Raw genomic sequence first — 23,748 nt, 5'->3', positions numbered from 1 at the left:
ATTTTGATTAACAATTTTATAAAACGAGCTATTACAGGTGTACTTTTTGTTGCCATCTTGGTGGGGTGCATCCTTTATAATCCATTAAGTTTTGGTATTCTGTTCACTATCATCAGTGCGCTGACCATTTATGAGTTCGGACAGTTAGTGAATATGCGAGTGGAAGGAGCTAAGATAAACAAGACCATTGCAATGTTGGGAGGAGCCTATTTATTCCTTGCAATAATGGGATTCTGCACCAACGCAAGCCAGAAAGGTTCAACTATCTTTATTCCATATGTACTTCTGCTACTCTATATGATGATTAGTGAATTATACCTCAAGAAAGAGAATCCGGTACTCAATTGGGCTTATTCAATGCTCAGCCAACTTTATATCGGTCTGCCTTTCGCTATGCTGAACATACTGGCATTTCATAACAACCCGGAATACAGTAGCGTGAGTTACAACCCGATTTTGCCGCTATCCATTTTTATATTCCTTTGGATGAATGACACCGGCGCATATTGCATCGGTTCACTTATCGGCAAACACCGGTTATTTGAACGTATTTCACCGAAGAAATCCTGGGAAGGTTCTATTGGTGGCGGAATAGTAGCTATCGGGGTATCTTTTATACTTGCCCATTACTTCCCATTCATGTCCATGTTGGAATGGGCCGGACTGGCATTAGTAGTCGTTATATTCGGCACATGGGGCGACTTGACGGAATCACTATTCAAACGCCAGCTACATGTTAAAGACTCGGGAAACATCCTTCCAGGACATGGCGGAATGCTCGACCGGTTTGACAGCGCCCTAATGGCTATTCCGGCAGCAGTAGTTTATTTGTATGCCTTGACAGGATTTTAAACCATTCTTTCTTAGAGGAATATAATTATAATAAAATAATAAAGGTCGGGAACTTCTTTTAGTATCCCGACCTTTTTCACACACAGCAAATCATAGTTAGAGGTTATCGGATTGAAGAAGTAGAATGTACGTCCTTAGCATTTTCCGGTACACCAACCGGATGATCTAAGTCAAGTACAATAACTCTTCCTTCTCCATTTTCTTTTGAGTTTATTGTAACCTTAAAACCTTTTGGTGCTACCCAAGAATCTTTTGGTGTAGGAAAAAATTTCTCCAGATTATAAGAAACTCGTCCCCATCCCCAATAGCCGGTCTTATCATCATACGTATTATAACGCAGTTCCAAGTGCACATAACCGTCTTCAGCTATTTCGAGAGGTGTCGGTTCTTCTACACCTATCAGATTTTGCACAAGACTGATACGATGTTTTTCCGAACGAGGTATATCCTGACGGAAGATGACATTCAGAAATTTTCCTCCCAGCCACATATCACCCTCATAAATCACGATAGGGTCGTTTCCAAATTCCTCGGACTGTTCTTCGTTTTTCATCTCTTCCACTTCTTTTGTCAGCACATCTCGTATCCCTTCCATCTTCACCTGAACACCATTTTCCACATCATACAAAGGATTGAAGAATGCCACTACACGTTCGCCATCTACAGGTTTATACCAAGGAATAGAAGTACTAACCGGATCAATCGTTCCCCAACGGTCACCTTCCAAATAATACCCTCCGCCACCAGTTGTATGAACAGTTGCCCAATCCCAACTAAAGTCTCCGATAGAATAACCGTCGTCATCATCACATGATTGCAACATCGGCACTAATGCCAACACTAAAACACCTAAAATCCACTTAAATTTTTTCATATTGGTTCCTTTCTTTTTTTAATCTTCTGTACTATAAATAAAAAAGCCGTGCATTTACTGCATCGGCTTTACGTTTATTCAGAAAAAGAAAGTTATTTTTTCAACAAGTCCAGCATTTCACGTGCTGCGTGACGGGGAGCACCGGCAGGTCCCAATCGTTCCGCCATATACTCATATTCTTTAAGCATTCGGTTTCTATACTTCTCATTTTCAAGTATATTCTTCAATTCCTGCTGCATATTCCTCACAGTCATTGTATCAGCCACCAACTCTTTCACGACTTCGCGATCGGCAATCAGATTGACTAATGAAATAAATCTCACTGTCAGGATATGACGACGTAAAAACGAAACAAACTTTCCGACCGGAGTGTGATAACAAACGACTTGGGGAACACGGAACAAAGCCGTCTCAAGAGTAGCCGTCCCCGAAGTAACCAAAGCGGCATCCGCATGTTGCAAAAGACGATACGTCTGTTCGAAAATGATTTTCACATTCGCATCACCTATGAATTGCTTATAGTATTCGGGAGCAATGGAAGGAGCACCCGCCAAGACAAGCTGATAGTCAGGAAAAACGGAAACTGCTTTCAACATATCCGGTAGATTATCCTTTATTTCCTGCTTACGACTTCCTGCCAAAAGAGCGATTATCGGCTTATTCTCCAATTGGTTCTCCGCAATAAACGCTGCCAAGTTTTTGGGATGCGCTTCCTGATAGGCAGTTACCTCATCGACAGTCGGATTTCCGACATAATGAATAGGATATTGGTGCTTCCCTTCGAAAAATTCCACTTCAAAAGGGAGAATAGAGAAAAGCTCATCCACATCACGCTTTATATTCTTGATACGATACTCTTTCCAAGCCCATATTTTCGGAGAAATATAATAGTAAACCGGAATCTGAGTCTTGCTGTGCACAAACTTGGCAATATCGAGATTGAATCCCGGATAGTCTACCAAGATGACCACATCGGGATTCCAGGAAACAATATCCTCCTTGCAACGCTTCATATTTGCAAAAATAGTACGCAAATGGAGCAACACAGGAATAAACCCCATATAAGCCAATTCCTTATAATGCTTCACCATCGTTCCACCAACAGCAGCCATCAGGTCGCCCCCGAAAAACCGGAAATCAGCTTGCGGGTCTTCCTCCTTCAAGGCAGCCATCAGATGGGAAGCGTGCAAATCGCCGGATGCTTCGCCGACAATCAGATAATACTTCATTAATTAAACCACTTATTAAGTTCATCGATAAAATCATAAGCTGTCACATCAACGATAGTCGGAGTGATAGCTACATATCCGTTAGCCAATGCCCAATGGTCGTTTTTCTCATTTTCGGATTCGTGGTCAGTAAATTCACCAGTCAGCCAAAAATAATTCGGATCGGTCGGACGGGGACAAGCAACCCATTCGTTAGTCCAGCACCCCTTTGCCTGCTCGCAGACTTTCACTCCTTTAATATCGGCAGTATTCGGGAAGTTCACATTTAGACAAGTCAAAGGAGGAAGCCCTTTTTCCAATACCATTGCGGCGATATTACGGATATAAGGACCGGCAGCGTCAAAATCGGCATCCGGTTCGTGGTTACACAAAGAGAAGCCAATAGAAGGGATTCCATTCACACAACCTTCAATCACCACTCCCATCGTGCCGGAATAATGTACATTCGTAGCCGAATTATCCCCGTGGTTAATACCGCCAATCACCAAATCCGGTGTCCGGTCGAGTACCGTGTTGCGTGCCAACTTAATACAATCGGTAGGTGTTCCCGAACATTTATATACAGTCAGTCCAACCTCCTTCCTGACCTGTTGATAATGAACAGGCTGAGTCACCGTCAGCGCACAACCACTGCCCGAACGCGGTGAATCGGGTGCCATTACAACGATTTCTCCCAGCGGACGAAGGAACTTCACTAATTCATTGATACCCTTAGCCATCACGCCATCATCATTCGAAACAAGAATCAACGGCTTTTCATTTTCCATATATTCAATCCTTTCCTTTTTAATATTCGCACAAAAGTAACAAAAAGAAGCCGTACCGCCAAACCCACTTTCCTCCAGATGAAAAAGTAACTCCCCTACCCTGCCCTTACCCGTTTACAAATCTTAATCTTCTGCAAGCGAGCAAAAAAAGAAATAAATATCCAATATAAATATGTATATTTGCAAGCTCAGAAAGAGAATAGTAGATGAAGAACCTGGCAGTTTTTTGTAGCTGTTTCGTCCGACAGTTATTAACAAAACAGGTGACTTATCAACAGAAATTGCAAAGTTTCTCTTTTTTCGTAGGCGCTCTAAGGATTTATCACTTATTTCGCTGCCAATAAATTTAGAGAATATGGGAAAAATTATTGCTTTGGCCAATCAAAAAGGTGGTGTAGGAAAGACAACGACTACGATTAACCTCGCAGCTTCGCTTGCTACACTCGAAAAAAAGGTACTCGTGATAGATGCCGACCCGCAAGCTAATGCCTCTTCCGGCCTGGGAGTAGATATTAAGCAGTCGGAATGCACTATCTATGAATGCATTATTGAAAGAGCCAACGTACAGGACGCTATCCTCGACACTGAAATTGATTCTTTAAAAGTAATCTCTTCGCACATCAATCTTGTAGGAGCAGAGATTGAAATGTTGAACCTCCCAAACCGCGAAAAGATTCTGAAAGAAGTGCTCACACCTTTGAAGAAAGAATATGACTATATACTGATAGACTGTTCGCCTTCATTGGGACTCATTACTATCAATGCCCTGACAGCAGCCGACTCTGTGATTATCCCCGTACAAGCCGAATATTTTGCTCTCGAGGGTATCAGCAAGTTGCTGAACACCATTAAAATCATCAAATCGAAACTGAATCCAGCCTTGGAAATCGAAGGTTTCCTACTCACGATGTACGATTCACGCCTGCGTCAGGCGAATCAAATCTACGACGAAGTGAAAAGACACTTTCAAGAACTGGTGTTCAACACCGTTGTTCAACGGAATGTCAAACTGAGCGAGGCTCCCAGCTACGGTATCCCGACTATCCTTTACGATGCGGACTCTACCGGTGCCAAGAATCACCTGGCTCTTGCTAAAGAGATTATCAACCGAAATAAATAAAAGAAGAAGATATGGCAACACAAAGAAGAAATGCATTAGGACGCGGACTTGACGCCTTGCTCTCAATGGATGATGTGAAAACCGAAGGTTCTTCTTCCATTAATGAAATAGAGTTGGCGAAGATTGCCGTCAATCCCAACCAGCCCCGCCGTGAGTTTGACGAAACGGCATTGCAGGAACTGGCTGATTCGATTGCTGAAATCGGAATTATCCAACCTATTACTTTACGTAAAGTGTCGGACGACGAATATCAAATCATCGCCGGAGAGCGTCGCTATCGTGCTTCGCAAAAAGCAGGGCTGAAAACAATTCCCGCATATATCCGTACAGCCGACGACGAAAACATGATGGAAATGGCGCTGATTGAAAATATCCAGCGCGAAGACTTGAATGCCGTAGAAATCGCACTTGCCTACCAGCACCTGCTCGACCAGTACGAACTGACACAGGAACGCCTGAGCGAACGTATCGGCAAAAACCGGACAACAATCGCCAACTACCTGCGCCTGCTGAAATTGCCGGCTCCCATACAGATGGCTTTACAAAACAAACAGTTAGACATGGGACATGCACGTGCACTTATTTCACTGGGCGATCCCAAACTACAAGTTAAAATATTTGAAGAGATACAAGAACACGGATATTCAGTCCGCAAAGTAGAAGAAATTGTTAAATCATTAAGCGAAGGAGAAGCTGTGAAAAGCGGTACGCGGAAAATAACCCCGAAACGTGCCAAACTTCCGGAAGAGTTCAACTTGCTGAAGCAACAACTCACAGGCTTTTTCAATACCAAGGTACAACTCACCTGCTCCGAAAAAGGAAAAGGAAAAATCAGCATTCCTTTCAGCAACGAAGAGGAATTGGAACGTATCATGGAAATCTTCGACACGCTAAAGAAATAAATGACTAGAAAAAGTAAGAAATATCAGTCACTCGTCATCACCCTGCTTCTCTGTTTTTTCCAGGTGGCAGGGATTGATGTGTATGCACAATCCACTGTAACTCCAGTGCAAAAAGACACAACTATCATGCAACGGGAAGCACCGAAAGCCCGTGCACGAAGGCATCGTGAACCGGCGGCACAGGATTCGCTCAAGAAAGATTCCATCCGGATCATACCCTCCAAGGAACTTCCGTCCGTTGATAGCTTGTCGGCAGCCAAGATACAGATAGCAGACAGTCTGGATGCGGTCAACAAGAAAGAACTGAAAAAGATAGAACAGCCGGCATCTATCGTTGTCAAGGCAGACAGTGTTCCACCTGCACAGGATATCAACAAGAAGATATTTATCCCGAATCCCACCAAAGCGACCTGGCTTGCCGTCGTATTCCCCGGTGGCGGACAGATTTACAATCGCAAATACTGGAAGCTACCTATTATATATGGTGGGTTCGCAGGTTGCGCCTATGCTTTGAGCTGGAACGGAAAGATGTACAAAGACTATTCACAAGCCTATCTGGACATCATGGACAGCAATCCGAATACTAAAAGTTACGAAGATTTGCTGCCCCCCAACGCTACTTACAATGAGGAGCAATTGAAAAATACATTAAAACGAAGAAAAGATATGTTCCGGCGTTACCGGGATCTTAGTATATTTGCATTTATCGGAGTTTACCTTATCTCTATCATCGACGCTTATGTAGATGCAGAGTTGTCCAACTTCGATATAACTCCTGACTTAAGCATGAAAGTGGAACCGGCCGTTATTGACAATAACAATCAATTCCGCTCAAGTAGTTTAAAAAGTAAGTCGGTTGGTTTGCAATGCGTATTACGATTTTAAAAACACAATTTAGATTGATCTTATTATTGAAGCATGAAGAAATTAGTAAACTATTGTTCGATTATTTTCCTTTTACTGGTAGCAACGTCTCAGGTAAAAGCGCAAAGTGTAGATGTAGTAATTCGTGAAAATGGAACTGAACGCAAAGAAAGCATCGACCTGCCTAAAAGTATGACATACCCTCTCGACAGTCTGCTGAACGACTGGAAAGCTAAAAATTACATCGACCTAGGCAAAGATTGCAGTACAGCGGAAATCAATCCCCTGTTCAGCGACTCTGTTTACATCGACCGCTTGTCACGTATCCCGGCTGTCATGGAAATGCCCTACAACGATATTGTACGCAAATTCATCGATATGTATGCAGGACGCTTGCGCAATCAGGTTTCGTTCATGCTGAGTGCCTGCAACTTCTATATGCCGATTTTCGAAGAAGCACTGGACGCATACGGACTTCCGCTGGAACTGAGATACCTTCCGATCATCGAATCAGCATTGAATCCATCGGCCATATCCCGTGCGGGAGCTTCCGGTCTATGGCAATTTATGATTGGTACAGGCAAAATCTATGGTTTGGAATCCAACAGCCTGGTAGACGACCGTCGCGACCCGATAAAAGCAACGTGGGCTGCCGCCCGCTACCTCAAGGAGATGTATGCCATCTACGGAGACTGGAACCTTGTGATAGCTGCTTATAACTGCGGTCCCGGCACTATCAATAAAGCCATCCGGCGTGCTAATGGCGAAACGGATTATTGGAAAATCTATAATTATCTGCCGAAAGAGACGCGCGGATATGTACCAGCCTTTATCGCAGCCAACTACGTGATGACTTACTATTGCGACCATAACATCTGCCCGATGGAAACAAACATCCCGGCAAGCACGGACACGGTGCAAGTCAACAAGAACCTGCATTTCGAACAGATTGCCGATCTTTGCAATGTGCCGTTAGATCAAGTTAAGAGTTTGAATCCTCAATATAAGAAGATGATGATTCCGGGAGCTAGCAAACCTTATACACTTCGATTGCCCATCGAAGCAATCAGCAACTTTATCGACAAACAAGATACCATCTATGCACACCGCGCCGACGAGTTGTTCCGCAACCGTAAGACAGTGGCAGTGAAAGATATTACACCTGCAACGCGTAAAGCGGCAACAGCCGTTGCCGGCAAGGGAAAATTATCCTATCATACAATAAAAAGTGGAGACACTTTGTCATCAATTGCGGGAAGATATGGCGTTAGTGTCAAGGATATACAGCGGTGGAACGGACTGTCCAGCACGAAAATTGCAGCAGGAAAACGATTGAAAATATACAAATAAGCGGCATCCCGCTTGCATCGTTCGGAAATTTGCTTATTTTTGCAAAACTAAGCAAGTGAAAGGATAACAATTATGGATAATCTGACCCCCAAAGAAATAGCTGATGAAGAGATGATCAATCAGGCGTTCCACGAACTACTGAATGATTACCTCAGTACTAAACATCGCAAGAAAGTTGAAATCATTACGAAAGCTTTCAACTTCGCCAATCAAGCGCATAAAGGCATTAAACGCCGTTCTGGCGAACCATATATCATGCACCCGATTGCTGTGGCAAGTATCGTATGCAATGAAATAGGGCTTGGTTCCACTTCTATCTGTGCCGCTTTGCTGCATGACGTAGTCGAAGACACGGATTATACGGTGGAAGATATCGAGAATATCTTTGGTCCGAAGATTGCCCAAATTGTGGATGGGCTGACCAAGATATCCGGTGGAATCTTTGGCGACCGTGCTTCGGCACAGGCAGAGAACTTCAAGAAGTTACTGCTCACGATGTCGAATGATATCCGGGTAATCCTTATCAAGATAGCCGACCGCTTGCACAATATGCGTACCCTCGGCTCCATGTTGCCCAACAAGCAATACAAAATTGCAGGCGAAACTCTTTATATCTATGCCCCATTAGCCAATCGATTGGGACTTTACAAGATAAAGACCGAACTCGAGAACTTGAGTTTCAAATATGAACATCCGGAAGAATATGCTGAGATAGAAGAGAAATTGAACGCCACTGCCGCCGAACGCGACAAAGTATTCAGAGACTTCACCGCTCCTATCCGTACCCAACTTGACAAGATGGGATTGAAATACCGGATACTTGCCCGCGTTAAATCAATCTACTCTATCTGGAACAAGATGCAGACCAAGCATGTTCCTTTCGAAGAAATCTATGACTTGCTGGCTGTCCGAATCATCTTTGAACCACGCAATGTAGAAGAGGAACTCAACGATTGTTTCGACATTTACGTTTCTATCTCCAAGATATACAAACCGCATCCCGACCGTTTGCGCGACTGGGTGAGCCACCCCAAAGCAAATGGCTATCAAGCATTGCACGTCACTTTGATGGGCAACAATGGTCAGTGGATTGAAGTCCAGATTCGTAGTGAACGAATGAATGATGTTGCCGAACAAGGTTTTGCCGCCCATTGGAAATACAAAGAAGGGGGCGGCAGCGAAGATGAAGGCGAATTGGAGAAATGGCTGAAAACCATCAAGGAAATATTGGATGACCCGCAACCGGATGCCATCGACTTCCTGGATACCATCAAGCTGAACTTATTTGCTTCCGAAATATTTGTATTCACACCGAAAGGGGAACTGAAGACCATGCCGCAGAACTCAACGGCACTCGACTTCGCTTTTTCTCTGCACACGGATATTGGCAGCCATTGTATCGGCGCCAAAGTGAATCATAAATTAGTGCCTTTAAGCCACAAGTTGCAAAGTGGCGACCAAGTGGAAATCCTGACTTCCAAATCCCAACGTGTGCAACCGCAATGGGAAGTATTTGCGACCACTGCCCGCGCACGTGCCAAGATAGCGGCAATTCTCCGCAAAGAACGGAAGGCAAACCAGAAAATCGGTGAAGAAATTCTCAGCGAGTTTCTGAAGAAAGAAGAAATCCGCCCGGAAGAAACCGTTATCGAAAAGCTACGCAAACTGCACAACGCCAAGAATGAAGAAGAATTGCTGGCGGCTATCGGCAGTAAAGCTATCATCTTGGGAGAAGCGGACAAGAATGAACTGAAGGAAAAACAAACCAGCAACTGGAAGAAATACCTTACTTTCTCTTTCGGCAACAGCAAAGAGAAACAACAGGAAGAGAAAGAGGCACAAGAAAAAGAAAAAATCAATCCGAAACAGATACTCAAACTGACAGAAGAAAGCCTCCAAAAGAAATATATCATGGCAGAATGTTGCCACCCTATTCCAGGTGATGACGTGTTAGGTTATGTGGACGAAAACGACCGGATTATTATTCATAAACGCCAGTGCCCCGTTGCCGCCAAACTGAAAAGCAGTTATGGAAATCGTATATTGGCAACTGAGTGGGATACACATAAAGAGCTTTCTTTCCTTGTCTCTATATATATAAAAGGTATAGACAGTATGGGACTTCTGAACGAAGTAACCCAAGTCATCTCAAGACAGCTCAACGTAAACATCCGCAAACTAACCATAGAAACCGAGGATGGCATCTTTGAAGGTAAAATACAACTATGGGTCCATGATGTGGAAGATGTGAAAACAATCTGCAACAACTTGAAGAAGATTCAGAATATCAAGCAGGTGAGCCGCGTAGAAGAGTAAAACAGTAGGCACGTACGGAATACACGGTTTCAGTTAATCAAGCTTTTAAAACGTGAAATCCGTGTAATACGTGCCTAAAAAAATCATAACTCTACTCACGTCCGTCCAACTCCTGTTTAATTGCCAGAAGTTCATCCTTTATCGCCTTCAACCGATTCACAATCTCATAATTACGAATCGCAGCTTCCTTATTATCTTTCAGACGTTGCCGGGCTCCCGGAAGAGTCATACCTTTCTCTTTCACCAAATGATAAATAAGCCCGATTGTCTCCACATCTTCCTTGCGGTACTGGCGTATTCCTCTTCCTATTGTCCTGGGCGAGATTTGCGGAAACTCCTTTTCCCAAAAACGAAGCAGGGATTGATTGACACCGAACATATCTGCCACCTCTCCTATTGAATAATATAGTTTCAGTTCTTTATCCGTATTAAGCATAACATTCCTTTTTTAGAAGATTAATCGAACACCTTACCGTGGTTGGCAGCCAACTGAATCATCTTTTCGTAATCATCCGCACTCAAATCCATGAAATAGTAATTCACCGGATTCACAACCTGCCCTTTCACATGCACTTCATAATGAAGATGCGGACCGGTACTCTTTCCAGTACTGCCTACCTTTCCGATAATCTCACCACGCACCACCTTCTTTCCTACTTTCGTATTAAATCCCTGCAAGTGTGCATAACGGGTCATATAACCAAAGCCGTGGTCGATTTCAATCGTGTTGCCATATCCGGTTTCCCATCCGACTTTCACCACCGTTCCATTACCGGTAGCATATACGTCCGTCCCCGAATGAGCGGAGAAATCCATCCCCGCATGGAACTTCGTCGTACCATAAATCGGATCAACACGCGTACCGTAACCGGATGCCGTCTGCCGAAGGTCCTTGTTTGAAATAGGCTGGATGGCAGGAATACATTTCAACATCTCATCGTGATTCTTGCACATATCTATCACGTCGTCAAAAGACTTGGATTGGATATACAACCGTTTGGAGAGCACATCCAATTTCTGAGTCGTATTCACAACCAACTTGGAATTCGCCAAATCCATCAATTCCTCGTAACGGTTCGTGCCACCGTACCCCGCCTGGCGGATAGCCGGCGAAACCGGGTCTGCCTGAAGAATAACCCGATAGAGGTTGTCGTCACGTTGCTGAATATCCTGAAGCACTCCCATTGCGTCGTCCAGACGACGGGAAAGCACGTTATACTGTGCCAGAAGGCGGCTGTTTTCGATTCTTAACTCCTTCTCCGACGGAGAGCCGAAGATTAGAAGCAACACGATGAAACACCCCGCTCCCAGTCCCATTCCATAAAAAAGCCGACGCAAAATGCTGAGTGCACGCTGCCGCACAGTAGGGTAGATTCGGTCGTAAGTCTGGGTCTGTGGATTATAGATGTAATATACTTTGCGCATCTTTTTGGAAATATTTCGCTTGTTAATACGGCAAAAGTAATAAAAACACGCTATCTTTGCACAGTTTTTTGAGAATATTAACCTCAACGATAGATATATAGAAGATATGTTGACTGCAAAAGAAATCAGAGATTCATTCAAGAATTTCTTTGAGTCGAAAGGACACCACATCGTTCCGTCGGCTCCCATGGTGATAAAAGACGACCCTACCCTGATGTTTACCAACGCGGGTATGAACCAGTTTAAAGATATTATTTTGGGCAACCACCCGGCGAAATACCAAAGAGTCGCGGACTCTCAGAAATGCTTGCGCGTAAGCGGAAAGCACAATGACCTGGAAGAAGTAGGACACGACACATACCATCATACCATGTTCGAGATGCTCGGCAACTGGTCATTCGGTGACTACTTCAAGAAAGAAGCCATCAGTTGGGCATGGGAGTATCTGGTAGACGTACTGAAACTGAATCCGGAACATCTCTACGCCACCGTATTCGAAGGAAGCCCTGAAGAAGGACTGGGCCGCGACGACGAAGCCGCTTCTTACTGGGAACAATTCCTGCCGAAAGACCATATCATCAACGGCAACAAGCACGACAATTTCTGGGAAATGGGTGATACAGGACCTTGCGGACCTTGCTCCGAAATCCATATCGACCTTCGTCCGGCAGAAGAACGTGCCAAAATCTGCGGTCGCGACCTCGTCAACCACGACCATCCGCAAGTGATTGAAATCTGGAACCTCGTGTTCATGCAATATAACCGCAAGGCAGACGGCAGTCTCGAACCGCTTCCGGCTAAAGTTATCGACACCGGTATGGGATTCGAACGCTTGTGCATGGCATTGCAAGGCAAGATTTCCAACTACGATACAGACGTATTCCAGCCGATGTTGAAAGCCATCGCAGCCATGTCCAACACAGAATACGGAAAAGACAAGCAGCAGGACATCGCTATGCGCGTGATTGCCGACCATATCCGTACGATTGCTTTCTCCATCACAGACGGTCAGTTGCCGTCCAACGCTAAAGCAGGTTACGTAATCCGTCGTATCCTTCGTCGTGCTGTTCGTTACGGATACACATTCCTGGGACAGAAGCAGGCATTCATGTACAAACTGCTGCCCGTGCTTATCGACAACATGGGAGACGCTTATCCCGAACTGATTGCACAAAAGACACTGATTGAAAAAGTAATCAAGGAAGAAGAAGAATCATTCCTGCGCACATTGGAGACAGGTATCCGCTTGCTCGACAAGACCATGGAAGATACGAAAGCAGCAGGAAAAACAGAAATCAGCGGTAAAGACGCCTTTACCTTATATGATACGTTCGGTTTCCCGCTCGACCTGACAGAACTGATTCTCCGCGAAAACGGAATGACTGTCAATATCGAAGAATTCAACGAAGAGATGCAGCAGCAGAAACAGCGTGCCCGCAACGCCGCTGCCATCGAAACCGGTGACTGGATTACGCTGAAAGAGGGAACGACCGAATTTGTAGGTTACGACTATACCGAATACGAAGCATCTATCCTTCGCTATCGTCAAATCAAACAGAAGAACCAGACATTGTATCAGATTGTGCTTGACCGTACTCCGTTCTATGCAGAAAGCGGTGGTCAGGTAGGTGATACCGGTGTATTGGTAAGCGAGTTCGAGACGATTGAAGTGGTAGACACCAAGAAAGAAAACAACCTTCCGATACATATTACCAAAAAGTTGCCCGAACATCCGGAAGCTCCGATGATGGCTTGTGTAGACACCGACAAACGCGCTGCCTGTGCAGCCAACCACTCGGCTACCCACTTGCTGGACGCTGCCCTGCGCGAAGTTTTGGGCGAGCATATCGAACAGAAAGGTTCGCTGGTGACTCCAGACTCATTGCGTTTCGACTTCTCACACTTCCAAAAAGTGACCGACGAAGAAATCCGCAAAGTGGAACACATCGTCAACGAAAGAATCCGTGTCAACATACCTTTGAAGGAATATCGCAATATTCCTATCGAAGAAGCTAAGGAATTGGGAGCTATCGCCCTCTTCGGTGAAAAGTATGGTGACAAAGTACGTGTTATCCAGTTCGGTTCTTCTATCGAATTCTGTGGTGGTACGCACGTAGCCGCAACCGGAAACATCGGTATGGTGAAAATCATGTCGGAAAGCTCCGTTGCTGCCGGTGTCCGCCGTATCGAAGCTTATACCGGAGCACGCGTAGAGGAATTGATGGATACTATCCAGGATACACTCAGCGATTTGAAGGCACTCTTCAACAATGCTCCCGACTTGAGAATCGCTATCCGCAAATACCTGGATGAAAACGCAGGATTGAAGAAACAGGTAGAAGACTTCATGAAAGAAAAAGAAGCTGCCCTGAAAGAAAGACTGTTGAAGAACATACAGGAAGTTAACGGTGTCAAAGTTATCAAGTTCTGTTCTCCGTTGCCGGCAGAAGTAGTGAAGAACATCGCTTTCCAACTTCGTGGTGAGATTACAGAGAACTTGTTCTTCGTAGCCGGAAGCACGGACAACGGCAAGCCGATGCTGACAGTGATGCTGAGCGACAATCTGGTAGCAACCGGTCTGAAAGCAGGTAATCTGGTGAAAGAAGCTGCCAAACTGATTCAAGGTGGTGGCGGCGGTCAGCCCCATTTCGCAACTGCCGGCGGTAAGAATACCGACGGATTGAATGCGGCAGTCGAAAAGGTACTGGAACTCGCAGGAATCTAAGAGTAAGATAAAAATAAAAAGGAGCTGTTTTTCTCAACAGCTCCTTTTTTTTAGGCACGGATTCCGCCACCGGGGAACACACCGTCCGGCACCGGGGAATGACATGTCCGACACCTGGGAACAAAAACACAACAACAGCGTCCCATCTCCCTCATTAAAAAAATATTAAGTCCATACAGTAGGCTTGTTACAGTTTTTTTCTACCTTTGCAAACAGATTAATTATTTTTCTTATCCTTCAAATAAATAAAATAAGTAATCACTAATACCTAAAGAATGATGAGAACATTTACTTATCTATGCCTGCTGTTGACCTGCATGCTCATTTCTTGTACCCCTACGCAAGAAAAACACGAAACAGATTACACGTCTTATGTAAATCCATTTATCGGAACCGACTTTACCGGAAACACCTACCCAGGTGCCCAAGCCCCTTTCGGCATGGTGCAACTCAGCCCCGACAACGGACTCCCCGGATGGGATCGCATCTCCGGCTATTTCTATCCGGACAGCACAATCGCCGGATTCAGCCACACACACCTCTCCGGCACCGGAGCAGGAGATTTGTACGATATCTCCTTCATGCCCGTCACCCTGCCTTATAAAGAAGCCGAAGCCCCACTGGGCATCCACTCCAAATTCTCCCATGAAGACGAGAGTGCCTACGCCGGCTACTACCAAGTGCGCCTTAAAGACTACAATATCAATGTCGAACTGACCGCAACCGAACGCTGCGGCATCCAGCGCTACACCTTTCCCGAAGCCCAATCCGCCATCTTCCTGAACCTGAAGAAAGCCATGAACTGGGATTTCACCAACGACTCACATATCGAAGTAGTAGACTCTGTCACCATCCAGGGCTACCGTTTCTCCGACGGTTGGGCACGCGACCAACACATCTACTTCCGCACCCGCTTCTCCCGTCCTTTTGAGAAAATGGAGTTGGACACGACAGCCATCATCAAGGAAAACAAGCGCATCGGCACAGCCGTCATCGCCCGCTTCGACTTCAACACCAAGGAAGGCGAACAGATTCTCGTAAACACAGCTATTTCCGGCACAAGCATGGAAGGCGCAGCCAAAAACCTGCAAGCCGAAGTGCCCGAAAACGACTTCGACAAATACCTCGCCGAAACGAAAGCAAACTGGAACCGGCAACTCGGAAAGATTGAAATAAAAGGCGACAACGAGGATGACAAAGTCAATTTCTACACCGCCCTCTATCATTCAATGATTGCCCCCACCATTTACAGCGACGTAGACGGAGCCTACTACGGCCCCGACAAAAAAGTACACCAATCCGACGGCTGGGTGAATTACAGCACCTTCTCCCTGTGGGATACCTACCGTGCCGCCCATCCACTCTTCACCTACACCGAACCGGAACGCGTCAACGACATGGTGAAATCCTTCATCGCCTTCTACGAACAGAACGGACGCCTGCCCGTGTGGAACTTCTACGGAAGCGAGACAGACATGATGATTGGCTATCATGCCGTACCCGTCATCGTAGACGCCTACCTGAAAGGCATCGGCGACTTTGACGCAGAAAAAGCATTGAACGCCTGTGTAGCAACCGCCAACCTCGACAACTACCGCGGCATCGGACTCTACAAGGAACTGGGATACATCCCCTACAACGTGACAGACCACTACAACGCCGAAAACTGGTCGTTATCCAAGACACTGGAATACGCCTACGATGATTATTGCATCGCCGAAATGGCAAAGAAGATGGGCAAGCAGGACATCGCCGAGACGTTCTACAAACGTTCGCAGAACTACAAGAACGTCTACAACCCCGCCACCTCTTTCATGCAGCCACGTGACGACAAGGGAGCCTTTATCAAAGACTTCAAAGCCGACGACTACACCCCGCACATCTGCGAAAGCAACGGATGGCAATATTTCTGGTCGGTACAACACGACGTTGACGGACTGATAGACCTTGTAGGCGGTAAAAACAGATTTGCCGAAAAACTGGACAGTATGTTCACCTACCATCCGGCAGCGGATGCCGAACTTCCGCTTTTCAGCACGGGAATGATAGGCCAGTACGCGCACGGCAACGAACCGAGCCATCACGTCATCTACCTGTTCAACTCGATAGGCTTCAGCGACCGGACTCAATATTACGTAGCAAAAGTAATGAACGAGCTTTATAAAAACGAGCCTGCCGGACTTTGCGGCAACGAAGACTGCGGACAGATGTCGGCATGGTACGTTTTCAGCGCCATGGGATTCTACCCCGTAAACCCCGTCAGCGGAAAGTATGAAATAGGTACTCCCCTTTTCCCGGAAATGCAGTTGCACCTGGCGAACGGCAAGACTTTCACCGTACTTGCCCCCAACGTAAACAAAAAGAATATCTATATTCAGTCCATCAAAATGAACGGACACCCCTACGACAAGACCTACCTCACCCACGAGCAAATCATGGGCGGAACTACCGTCGAGTTCGAAATGGGTGAGACTCCCAAGGCAATAGGAGTCATCTTCGAAGAAAAGAATCCATAAATTAAACCGAACTAAACTATCGAGAGAATGAATGAAAACTTCGATGTAACCTATCAGACGTTATTTCGCAGGTACTACCCCAGCCTCATCTTCTACGCCACCCGCCTGGTGGGCGAGGAAGATGCGGAAGATGTGGTACAGGATGTGTTTGTGGAGCTATGGAGACGGAAAGACAGCATAGAAATAGGCGACCAGATTCAAGCCTTTCTCTATCGTGCCGTCTATACCCGTGCCCTCAACGTTCTGAAACACCGGAACGTGGAAGACGGTTACTGTGCCGCCATGGAAGAAATCAACCAGAGACGTGCACAGTTTTATCAGCCGGACAACAACGAAGTGATTCAGCGGATTGAAGACAGGGAGCTTCGCAAAGAAATCTACGACGCGATTAACGAACTGCCGGACAAATGCAAGGAAGTTTTCAAACTCAGCTATCTTCACGACATGAAAAACAAGGAGATAGCCGACGCTCTCGGAGTTTCGCTCCGCACGGTAGAAGCGCATATGTACAAGGCTTTGAAGTACTTGCGCAGTCGCCTCAATCCACTTTGGATAATCCTTTTCTTATTTTTATGGCAAGATTGATAAGTGTTTTTGTGTTCTGAATTGTATTATTAATATGAAGGAAAAGAAAATGAGTAATCTAAGTGAAGATATAATCAACAAATATCTGACAGGACAATGCACGGAAGAGGAACTCATCGAAGTAAATACTTGGATGAAAGAATCGGAAGAGAATGCCCGTCAGTTATTTCGCATGGAAGAGATTTATCATTTGGGTAAATTCAATCAATATGCCGACGGGCAACGGATGGTGCGTGCGGAAAAACAGCTCTACAAGAAGCTGGACGACGAAAAAGGAAAACAGAACAAAATACTGCGTATGCATCGCTGGATGAGATACGCGGCTGCCATTGCTGCCATATTGGTCATCGGTGGCGGAGCCGGATACTGGTTCTATCAGAGCGGAACCGACCAGCAAATGATGGTTGCCGTTGCCAATGAAGGCATTGTGAAGGAAGTTGTCCTGCCGGACGGCACCAAAGTCTGGTTGAACAACTCGGCAATATTAAAATATCCACGCGAGTTTTCCGAGAAAGAGCGCAACGTACATCTGGAAGGAGAAGCCTATTTCGAAGTGACCAAGAACCGCCACAAGCCGTTCACCATACAGAGCGACGCCATGCGTATACGTGTACTGGGGACAAGGTTCAACTTCAAGTGCGACAAACGTTGCCGGATAGCGGAAGCGACACTGATTGAGGGCGAAATTGAAGTGAAAGGCAACAAGGAAGAAGGACAAATCATCCTCGCCCCCGGACAGCGTGCGGAACTGAACAAGAACAACGGACGACTGACCGTGAAGCAAGTGGATGCCAAGATGGACGCCGTATGGCACGACAACCTGATTCCATTCCAGAAAGCGGATATCTTCACCATCACCAAGGCTTTGGAACGTTTCTACGACGTGAAGATTATCTTGTCTCCCGACATTCAGTCGAACAAGACCTACTCCGGTGTACTGAAACGGAAAGCGGATATCGAATCTGTATTGAAATCATTGCAGAACTCTATCCCTATTGATTATAAAATTGTCGGAAGCAACATCTTTATTTCTCCCAAATAAGAGAGATGAGTCCGGCGGAACTAAAAATCTATTAACACCATGAAATTGAAAACATTCCTAATAGTAGGATGTTTAGGAGGAATATTCACACTTAGCTCCTGCACAGCCCCCACTAGCGTAAAAGACTACAGTGCTTATGTCAACCCCTTCATCGGGACAGGCGGACATGGACACACTTTCCCCGGAGCAGTAGTTCCACACGGCATGATTCAACCCAGTCCGGACACACGGATTGACGGATGGGATGCTTGTTCGGGATATTATCATGCGGACTCCACCATCAATGGTTTCTCTCATACGCACGTCAGCGGTACAGGCTGTTGCGACTACGGAGACGTGCTGCTCATGCCCACCGTCGGCAAGCAGCAATATCTGACTACCGACCCTCAAAGCCAGACACTAGCCTATGCCTCTGTCTTCTCACACGAGAATGAAACGGCAGAACCGGGTTATTATTCCGTATTTCTGGATACTTATCAGGTAAAAGCCGAAATATCAGCCACCAGCCGCGGCGCTATCCACCGCTACACTTTCCCCGAAAGCACCGAATCCGGCTTTATCATCGACCTCGATTACAGCCTACAACGTCAGACCAACTCGGAAATGGAAATCGAAGTGATTAGCGACACGGAAATCTGCGGACACAAGAAAACTACTTATTGGGCGTTCGACCAGTACATTAATTTCTACGCCAAGTTCTCCAAACCGTTCTCTTACACGCTCGTCACCGATTCTGTCACTATGAACGACGGCAAGCGGCTTCCTGCCTGCAAAGCGTTACTGCATTTCAACACGAAGAAAGATGAACAGGTACTCGTGAAAGTCGGTGTTTCCGCTGTCGATGTAGCGGGGGCACGCAAGAATGTGGAATCGGAAATCCCCGCATGGGACTTCGATAAGGTACGCAAAGACGCACGTACTGCCTGGAACCAATATTTGTCGAAAATTGACATCACTACTTCCGACAAGGAAGATAAGACCATCTTCTACTCCGCCCTCTACCATACGGGCATCAGTCCGAACCTGTTCACCGACGCAGACGGACGTTATTTAGGGATGGACCTCGAAGTGCATCAGGGAGATACGGTCAACCCTGTATATACTGTATTCTCATTGTGGGACACCTTCCGTGCACTGCACCCGTTAATGACAATCATCGACCCCGATTTGAACAATCAATTCATCAACTCGCTGATAAAGAAACATCAGGAAGGCGGAATATACCCGATGTGGGATTTGGCTTCCAACTATACCGGTACGATGATTGGTTATCATGCCGTGCCCGTCATCGTGGATGCGTATATGAAAGGCTACCGCAATTTTGACGCGAAAGAGGCGTACAGAGCCTGCCTGCGTGCAGCCGAATATGATACTACCGGCATCAAATGTCCGGATTTGGTATTACCGCATCTCATGCCGAAAGCCAAATATTACAAGAACGCCATCGGCTATATCCCCTGCGACCGCGAAAACGAATCGGTAGCCAAAGCGCTGGAATATGCGTACGACGACTGGTGCATCTCTATCTTCGCGGAAGCTATGAACGATTTTGAATCCAAAGCCAAATACGAACGTTTTGCCAAAGCATACGAATTCTACTTCGACAAGTCAACCCGCTTCATGCGCGGGCTCGACTCGAAAGGCGAATGGCGCACACCGTTCAACCCGCGTGCTTCGACCCACCGCAACGATGATTATTGCGAAGGAACAGCGTGGCAGTGGACTTGGTTTGTGCCGCATGACGTAGAGGGATTGGTCAATCTGATGGGTGGCGAGGAAGCATTTGTACAGAAACTCGATTCTCTGTTCACTGTTGATTCATCGCTCGAAGGCGAAACGACCTCATCGGACATCAGTGGTCTTATCGGACAATATGCGCATGGCAACGAGCCGAGCCATCATGTTATCCATTTGTATAACTACGTAAACCGCCCGTGGAGAACTCAGGAGTTGGTAGACAGTGTCTACCGGAGCCAGTACGCCAACAGCATAGACGGGTTGTCGGGCAATGAAGACTGCGGTCAGATGTCTGCATGGTACGTTCTTAACTCTATGGGATTCTATCAGGTATGTCCGGGCAAACCGGTATATTCCATCGGTCGCCCTGCTTTCGATAAAGCAGTAGTCAATCTGCCCGACGGAAAGAAATTCAGCATTGTAGTGAAGAACAATACGAAAAAGAATAAATACATCGAAAGCATAACGCTGAACGGCAAACCGCTGGATACTCCATTCTTCAACCATCAGGACATCGTGAGCGGCGGAACGATAGAAATCAAGATGACCGCCCAGCCCACGGAATGGGGAGTAAAATAATACGTTTGATTGCTAACTATTAAAACACATTATGCCATGAAAAGACTATTACTAATAGCTTGTGTACTCAGTTGCACGCTCTTTGCAAAAGCCAAAGACTGGACACAGTATGTCAACCCGCTGATGGGTTCCCAATCTACTTTCGAGTTATCAACAGGGAATACGTATCCCGCCATCGCCCGCCCCTGGGGAATGAACTTCTGGACTCCGCAGACCGGAAAAATGGGAGACGGATGGCAATATACCTATACCGCCAATAAGATTCGCGGATTCAAGCAGACCCATCAGCCCAGTCCGTGGATTAACGACTACGGGCAGTTTTCTATCATGCCGATAGTAGGCAAGCCTGTGTTTGATGAAGAAAAGCGTGCCAGTTGGTTTGCTCATAAAGGCGAGACTGCCACTCCTTATTATTATAAAGTATATCTTGCCGAGCATGATGTAGTGACAGAAATGGTTCCGACGGAACGTGCCGTTCTTTTCCGTTTCACTTTCCCCGAAAACGACCATTCTTATGTCGTGGTGGATGCTTTCGACAAAGGTTCTTATATTAAAGTAATCCCGGAAGAAAACAAGATTATCGGCTATACCACACGCAACAGCGGCGGAGTTCCCAAAAACTTCAAGAATTACTTCATCATTGAATTCGACAAGCCTTTCACTTACAAAGCTACGGTAGCCAACGGCAATCTGCAAGAAAACGTTGCCGAACAGACAACCGACCATGCGGGAGCTATCATCGGTTTCCGGACACACAAAGGCGAACAGGTACATGCCCGAATCGCTTCTTCTTTCATCAGCTTCGAGCAAGCGGCTGTCAACATGAAGGAGCTGGGCAAAGATAATATCGAGCAACTGGCCAAGAAAGGAAAAGAAGCCTGGAATCAGGAATTAGGCAAGATAGAAGTAGAGGGTGGCAATCTCGACCAATACCGTACATTCTACTCCTGCCTGTATCGTTCGCTGCTTTTCCCCCGCAAGTTCTACGAACTGGATGCTGCCGGACAACCGGTTCACTACAGCCCGTACAACGGTCAGGTTCTGCCGGGATATATGTACACCGACACCGGTTTCTGGGATACTTTCCGTTGCTTGTTCCCGTTGTTGAACTTGATGTATCCGTCGGTCAACAAGGAAATGCAGGAAGGGCTAATCAACACGTATAAAGAAAGCGGATTCTTCCCCGAATGGGCAAGTCCAGGTCACAGAGGTTGCATGATCGGTAATAATTCCGCTTCAATTCTAGTAGACGCCTATATGAAAGGCGTGAAAGTGGACGACATAAAGACATTGTACGAAGGATTGATTCACGGAACGGAAAGCGTGCATCCCGAAGTCTCTTCCACAGGACGATTGGGATATGAGTACTATAACAAACTGGGTTATGTCCCTTACGATGTGAAAATCAACGAGAACGCTGCCCGTACATTGGAATATGCATACAACGACTGGTGCATCTACAAACTCGCCAAAGAACTGAAACGTCCGAAGAAAGAGATTAACCTCTTCGCCAAACGTGCCATGAACTATAAGAATCTTTTCGACAAGGAATCCAAACTGATGCGCGGACGCAACGAAGACGGTACATTCCAGTCTCCATTCTCTCCGCTGAAATGGGGGGATGCTTTCACGGAAGGAAATAGCTGGCACTACACTTGGTCTGTATTCCACGACCCTCAGGGACTTATCGACCTGATGGGTGGAAAGGATATGTTTATCACAATGATGGACTCCGTATTTGCCGTACCGCCTGTCTTTGACGACAGCTACTACGGACAAGTGATTCACGAAATACGTGAAATGACTGTTATGAACATGGGGAACTATGCACATGGCAACCAGCCTATCCAGCACATGATTTACTTGTATGACTATGCCGGTCAGCCCTGGAAAGCCCAATACTGGCTGCGTCAGGTTATGGACAAAATGTACACTCCGGGACCGGATGGTTATTGCGGCGACGAAGACAACGGACAGACTTCTGCTTGGTATGTATTTTCGGCACTGGGATTCTACCCTGTTTGCCCGGGAACGGACGAATATATTATAGGTTCCCCGTTATTCAAGAAAGCTACTCTTCATTTTGAAAATGGCAATAGTTTAGTGATTGATGCTCCGAACAACAGCAAAAAGAATTTCTATGTCAATTCACTGAATATCAATGGTACTGATTACACCAAGAATTATCTCCGTCACGAAGACTTATTCAAAGGTGGCACTATCAAGGTAGATATGAGCAACCAACCGAATAAGAACAGAGGAACGCAAGAAGAGGATATGCCTTATTCTTTTTCTAAAGAGCAATAATCCTTTCTCTATAAAATTGTCGCCATCCCGGTTTCAGCCTTCAGTTTCCGGCTGAAAGTAGCTAATCATCGGGATTCTGGCTGAAAGCGATAGCCTGAAAGCAAAGAAATCTGCTTTCAGGCTATTGTTTTTGATTTTCTTTCTCTGCTTTCGCTCGATAAACCAGGACAGCCCCACCTAAAGTTTGTTTCAAGACTATACAGTACAAAACAAAATTATGTGTAGATGAACTTGTCAAAACCAGTACTGAAGCAAGGCCAACCATGTACTAGACTCACTCAAGTCTCCTACATCATTCCATTGAGTGTAGTACTTGTTCCAGTCAATTCTACTACTGATTAATAAAAATAAAAAAACGCTTTCAGTTCTTCAATAAAGCCCCTTTTCATCGAAGTTTTTGGCTGAAAGCGAACCTGAATGCCAAAGTGTATAATTTACTTCCTTGATACTATATCTTCTTGAAATGTAGACTCTATTTTAACGAAACGGAGCCTGTATTTCATTGTAACAGAGGTTCTGTTTCATCAAGATAGAGGCTTTGTTTCATCCAGCCCACGT

17 protein-coding genes are annotated in these 23,748 nt (G+C 45.8%); 12 read left to right on the top strand and 5 right to left on the bottom strand.

The features are described from left to right. Window positions 1–3: 3 nt before the first annotated feature. Entirely contained in the window at window positions 4–852 is an 849-nt protein-coding gene (locus CLIN57ABFB40_RS16860) for a phosphatidate cytidylyltransferase (protein WP_175631149.1), read from the top strand. A gap of 103 nt (window positions 853–955) precedes the next feature. On the opposite strand, the gene CLIN57ABFB40_RS16855 is transcribed toward CLIN57ABFB40_RS16860, so the two are convergent. The 3 genes from CLIN57ABFB40_RS16855 to surE form a co-directional block, all read right to left on the bottom strand. Continuing rightward, window positions 956–1,726, bottom strand: a complete 771-nt coding sequence (locus CLIN57ABFB40_RS16855; RefSeq protein ID WP_175631148.1) for a NigD-like protein — start codon at window positions 1,724–1,726, stop codon at window positions 956–958. A gap of 92 nt (window positions 1,727–1,818) precedes the next feature. Next, window positions 1,819–2,955, bottom strand: a complete 1,137-nt coding sequence (gene lpxB, locus CLIN57ABFB40_RS16850; protein WP_175631147.1) for a lipid-A-disaccharide synthase — start codon at window positions 2,953–2,955, stop codon at window positions 1,819–1,821. After that, window positions 2,955–3,722 (bottom strand): 5'/3'-nucleotidase SurE, encoded by a 768-nt coding sequence (gene surE / locus CLIN57ABFB40_RS16845; protein WP_175631146.1) that lies wholly within the window; start codon window positions 3,720–3,722, stop codon window positions 2,955–2,957. Before surE ends, lpxB begins: the two co-directional genes overlap by 1 nt. A 355-nt stretch (window positions 3,723–4,077) precedes the next feature. On the opposite strand from surE, the gene CLIN57ABFB40_RS16840 reads away from it, so the two are divergent. The 5 genes from CLIN57ABFB40_RS16840 to CLIN57ABFB40_RS16820 all read left to right on the top strand — a co-directional run bounded on the left by CLIN57ABFB40_RS16840 (window position 4,078) and on the right by CLIN57ABFB40_RS16820 (window position 10,274). Continuing rightward, the gene (locus tag CLIN57ABFB40_RS16840; RefSeq protein WP_175631145.1) at window positions 4,078–4,842 is read left to right on the top strand and encodes a ParA family protein; all 765 of its coding nucleotides are present in this window, start codon (window positions 4,078–4,080) and stop codon (window positions 4,840–4,842) included. A gap of 11 nt (window positions 4,843–4,853) precedes the next feature. Then, window positions 4,854–5,744, top strand: coding sequence for a ParB/RepB/Spo0J family partition protein (locus CLIN57ABFB40_RS16835; protein WP_175631144.1), 891 nt, complete (start codon window positions 4,854–4,856; stop codon window positions 5,742–5,744). Then, window positions 5,745–6,629 carry a DUF5683 domain-containing protein gene (locus CLIN57ABFB40_RS16830; protein ID WP_175631143.1) on the top strand — a complete coding sequence of 295 codons (885 nt, stop codon included), beginning with the start codon at window positions 5,745–5,747 and terminating at the stop codon, window positions 6,627–6,629. 33 nt (window positions 6,630–6,662) lie between these two features. Beyond that, a complete protein-coding gene (locus CLIN57ABFB40_RS16825) occupies window positions 6,663–7,958 on the top strand; it encodes a lytic transglycosylase domain-containing protein (protein ID WP_175631142.1) in 1,296 nt (431 codons plus the stop codon). Window positions 7,959–8,030: 72 nt separating this feature from the next. Beyond that, window positions 8,031–10,274 (top strand): RelA/SpoT family protein, encoded by a 2,244-nt coding sequence (locus CLIN57ABFB40_RS16820; RefSeq protein ID WP_175631141.1) that lies wholly within the window; start codon window positions 8,031–8,033, stop codon window positions 10,272–10,274. Window positions 10,275–10,365: 91 nt separating this feature from the next. On the opposite strand, the gene CLIN57ABFB40_RS16815 is transcribed toward CLIN57ABFB40_RS16820, so the two are convergent. Both CLIN57ABFB40_RS16815 and CLIN57ABFB40_RS16810 read right to left on the bottom strand, forming a co-directional pair. After that, complete coding sequence (locus CLIN57ABFB40_RS16815; RefSeq protein WP_175631140.1) at window positions 10,366–10,710, bottom strand: MerR family transcriptional regulator; 345 nt, start codon at window positions 10,708–10,710, stop codon at window positions 10,366–10,368. Between the two features lie 20 nt (window positions 10,711–10,730). Continuing rightward, window positions 10,731–11,699 (bottom strand): M23 family metallopeptidase, encoded by a 969-nt coding sequence (locus CLIN57ABFB40_RS16810; protein WP_175631139.1) that lies wholly within the window; start codon window positions 11,697–11,699, stop codon window positions 10,731–10,733. 106 nt (window positions 11,700–11,805) lie between these two features. Here CLIN57ABFB40_RS16810 and alaS point away from each other — a divergent pair, with 106 nt between their 5' ends. The 6 genes from alaS (at window position 11,806) to CLIN57ABFB40_RS16780 (ending at window position 23,190) form a co-directional block, all read left to right on the top strand. Continuing rightward, window positions 11,806–14,424 carry an alanine--tRNA ligase gene (gene alaS / locus CLIN57ABFB40_RS16805; RefSeq protein ID WP_175631138.1) on the top strand — a complete coding sequence of 873 codons (2,619 nt, stop codon included), beginning with the start codon at window positions 11,806–11,808 and terminating at the stop codon, window positions 14,422–14,424. A gap of 278 nt (window positions 14,425–14,702) precedes the next feature. Further along, window positions 14,703–16,940 carry a GH92 family glycosyl hydrolase gene (locus CLIN57ABFB40_RS16800; RefSeq protein ID WP_175631245.1) on the top strand — a complete coding sequence of 746 codons (2,238 nt, stop codon included), beginning with the start codon at window positions 14,703–14,705 and terminating at the stop codon, window positions 16,938–16,940. Window positions 16,941–16,967: 27 nt separating this feature from the next. Then, window positions 16,968–17,525, top strand: coding sequence for an RNA polymerase sigma-70 factor (locus CLIN57ABFB40_RS16795; protein WP_175631137.1), 558 nt, complete (start codon window positions 16,968–16,970; stop codon window positions 17,523–17,525). A gap of 34 nt (window positions 17,526–17,559) precedes the next feature. Next, window positions 17,560–18,567 carry a FecR family protein gene (locus tag CLIN57ABFB40_RS16790; protein ID WP_175631136.1) on the top strand — a complete coding sequence of 336 codons (1,008 nt, stop codon included), beginning with the start codon at window positions 17,560–17,562 and terminating at the stop codon, window positions 18,565–18,567. 39 nt (window positions 18,568–18,606) lie between these two features. After that, on the top strand, window positions 18,607–20,883 hold the full coding sequence (locus CLIN57ABFB40_RS16785; protein ID WP_175631135.1) for a GH92 family glycosyl hydrolase: 2,277 nt from the start codon (window positions 18,607–18,609) through the stop codon (window positions 20,881–20,883). 36 nt (window positions 20,884–20,919) lie between these two features. Beyond that, window positions 20,920–23,190, top strand: a complete 2,271-nt coding sequence (locus CLIN57ABFB40_RS16780; protein WP_175631134.1) for a GH92 family glycosyl hydrolase — start codon at window positions 20,920–20,922, stop codon at window positions 23,188–23,190. Window positions 23,191–23,748: the final 558 nt, after the last annotated feature.

Source organism: Bacteroides acidifaciens (assembly GCF_903181435.1).
GTDB lineage: Bacteria > Bacteroidota > Bacteroidia > Bacteroidales > Bacteroidaceae > Bacteroides.
Note: the sequence above shows the minus strand (reverse complement) of the source record. Positions and strands in the feature narration are given on the sequence as shown.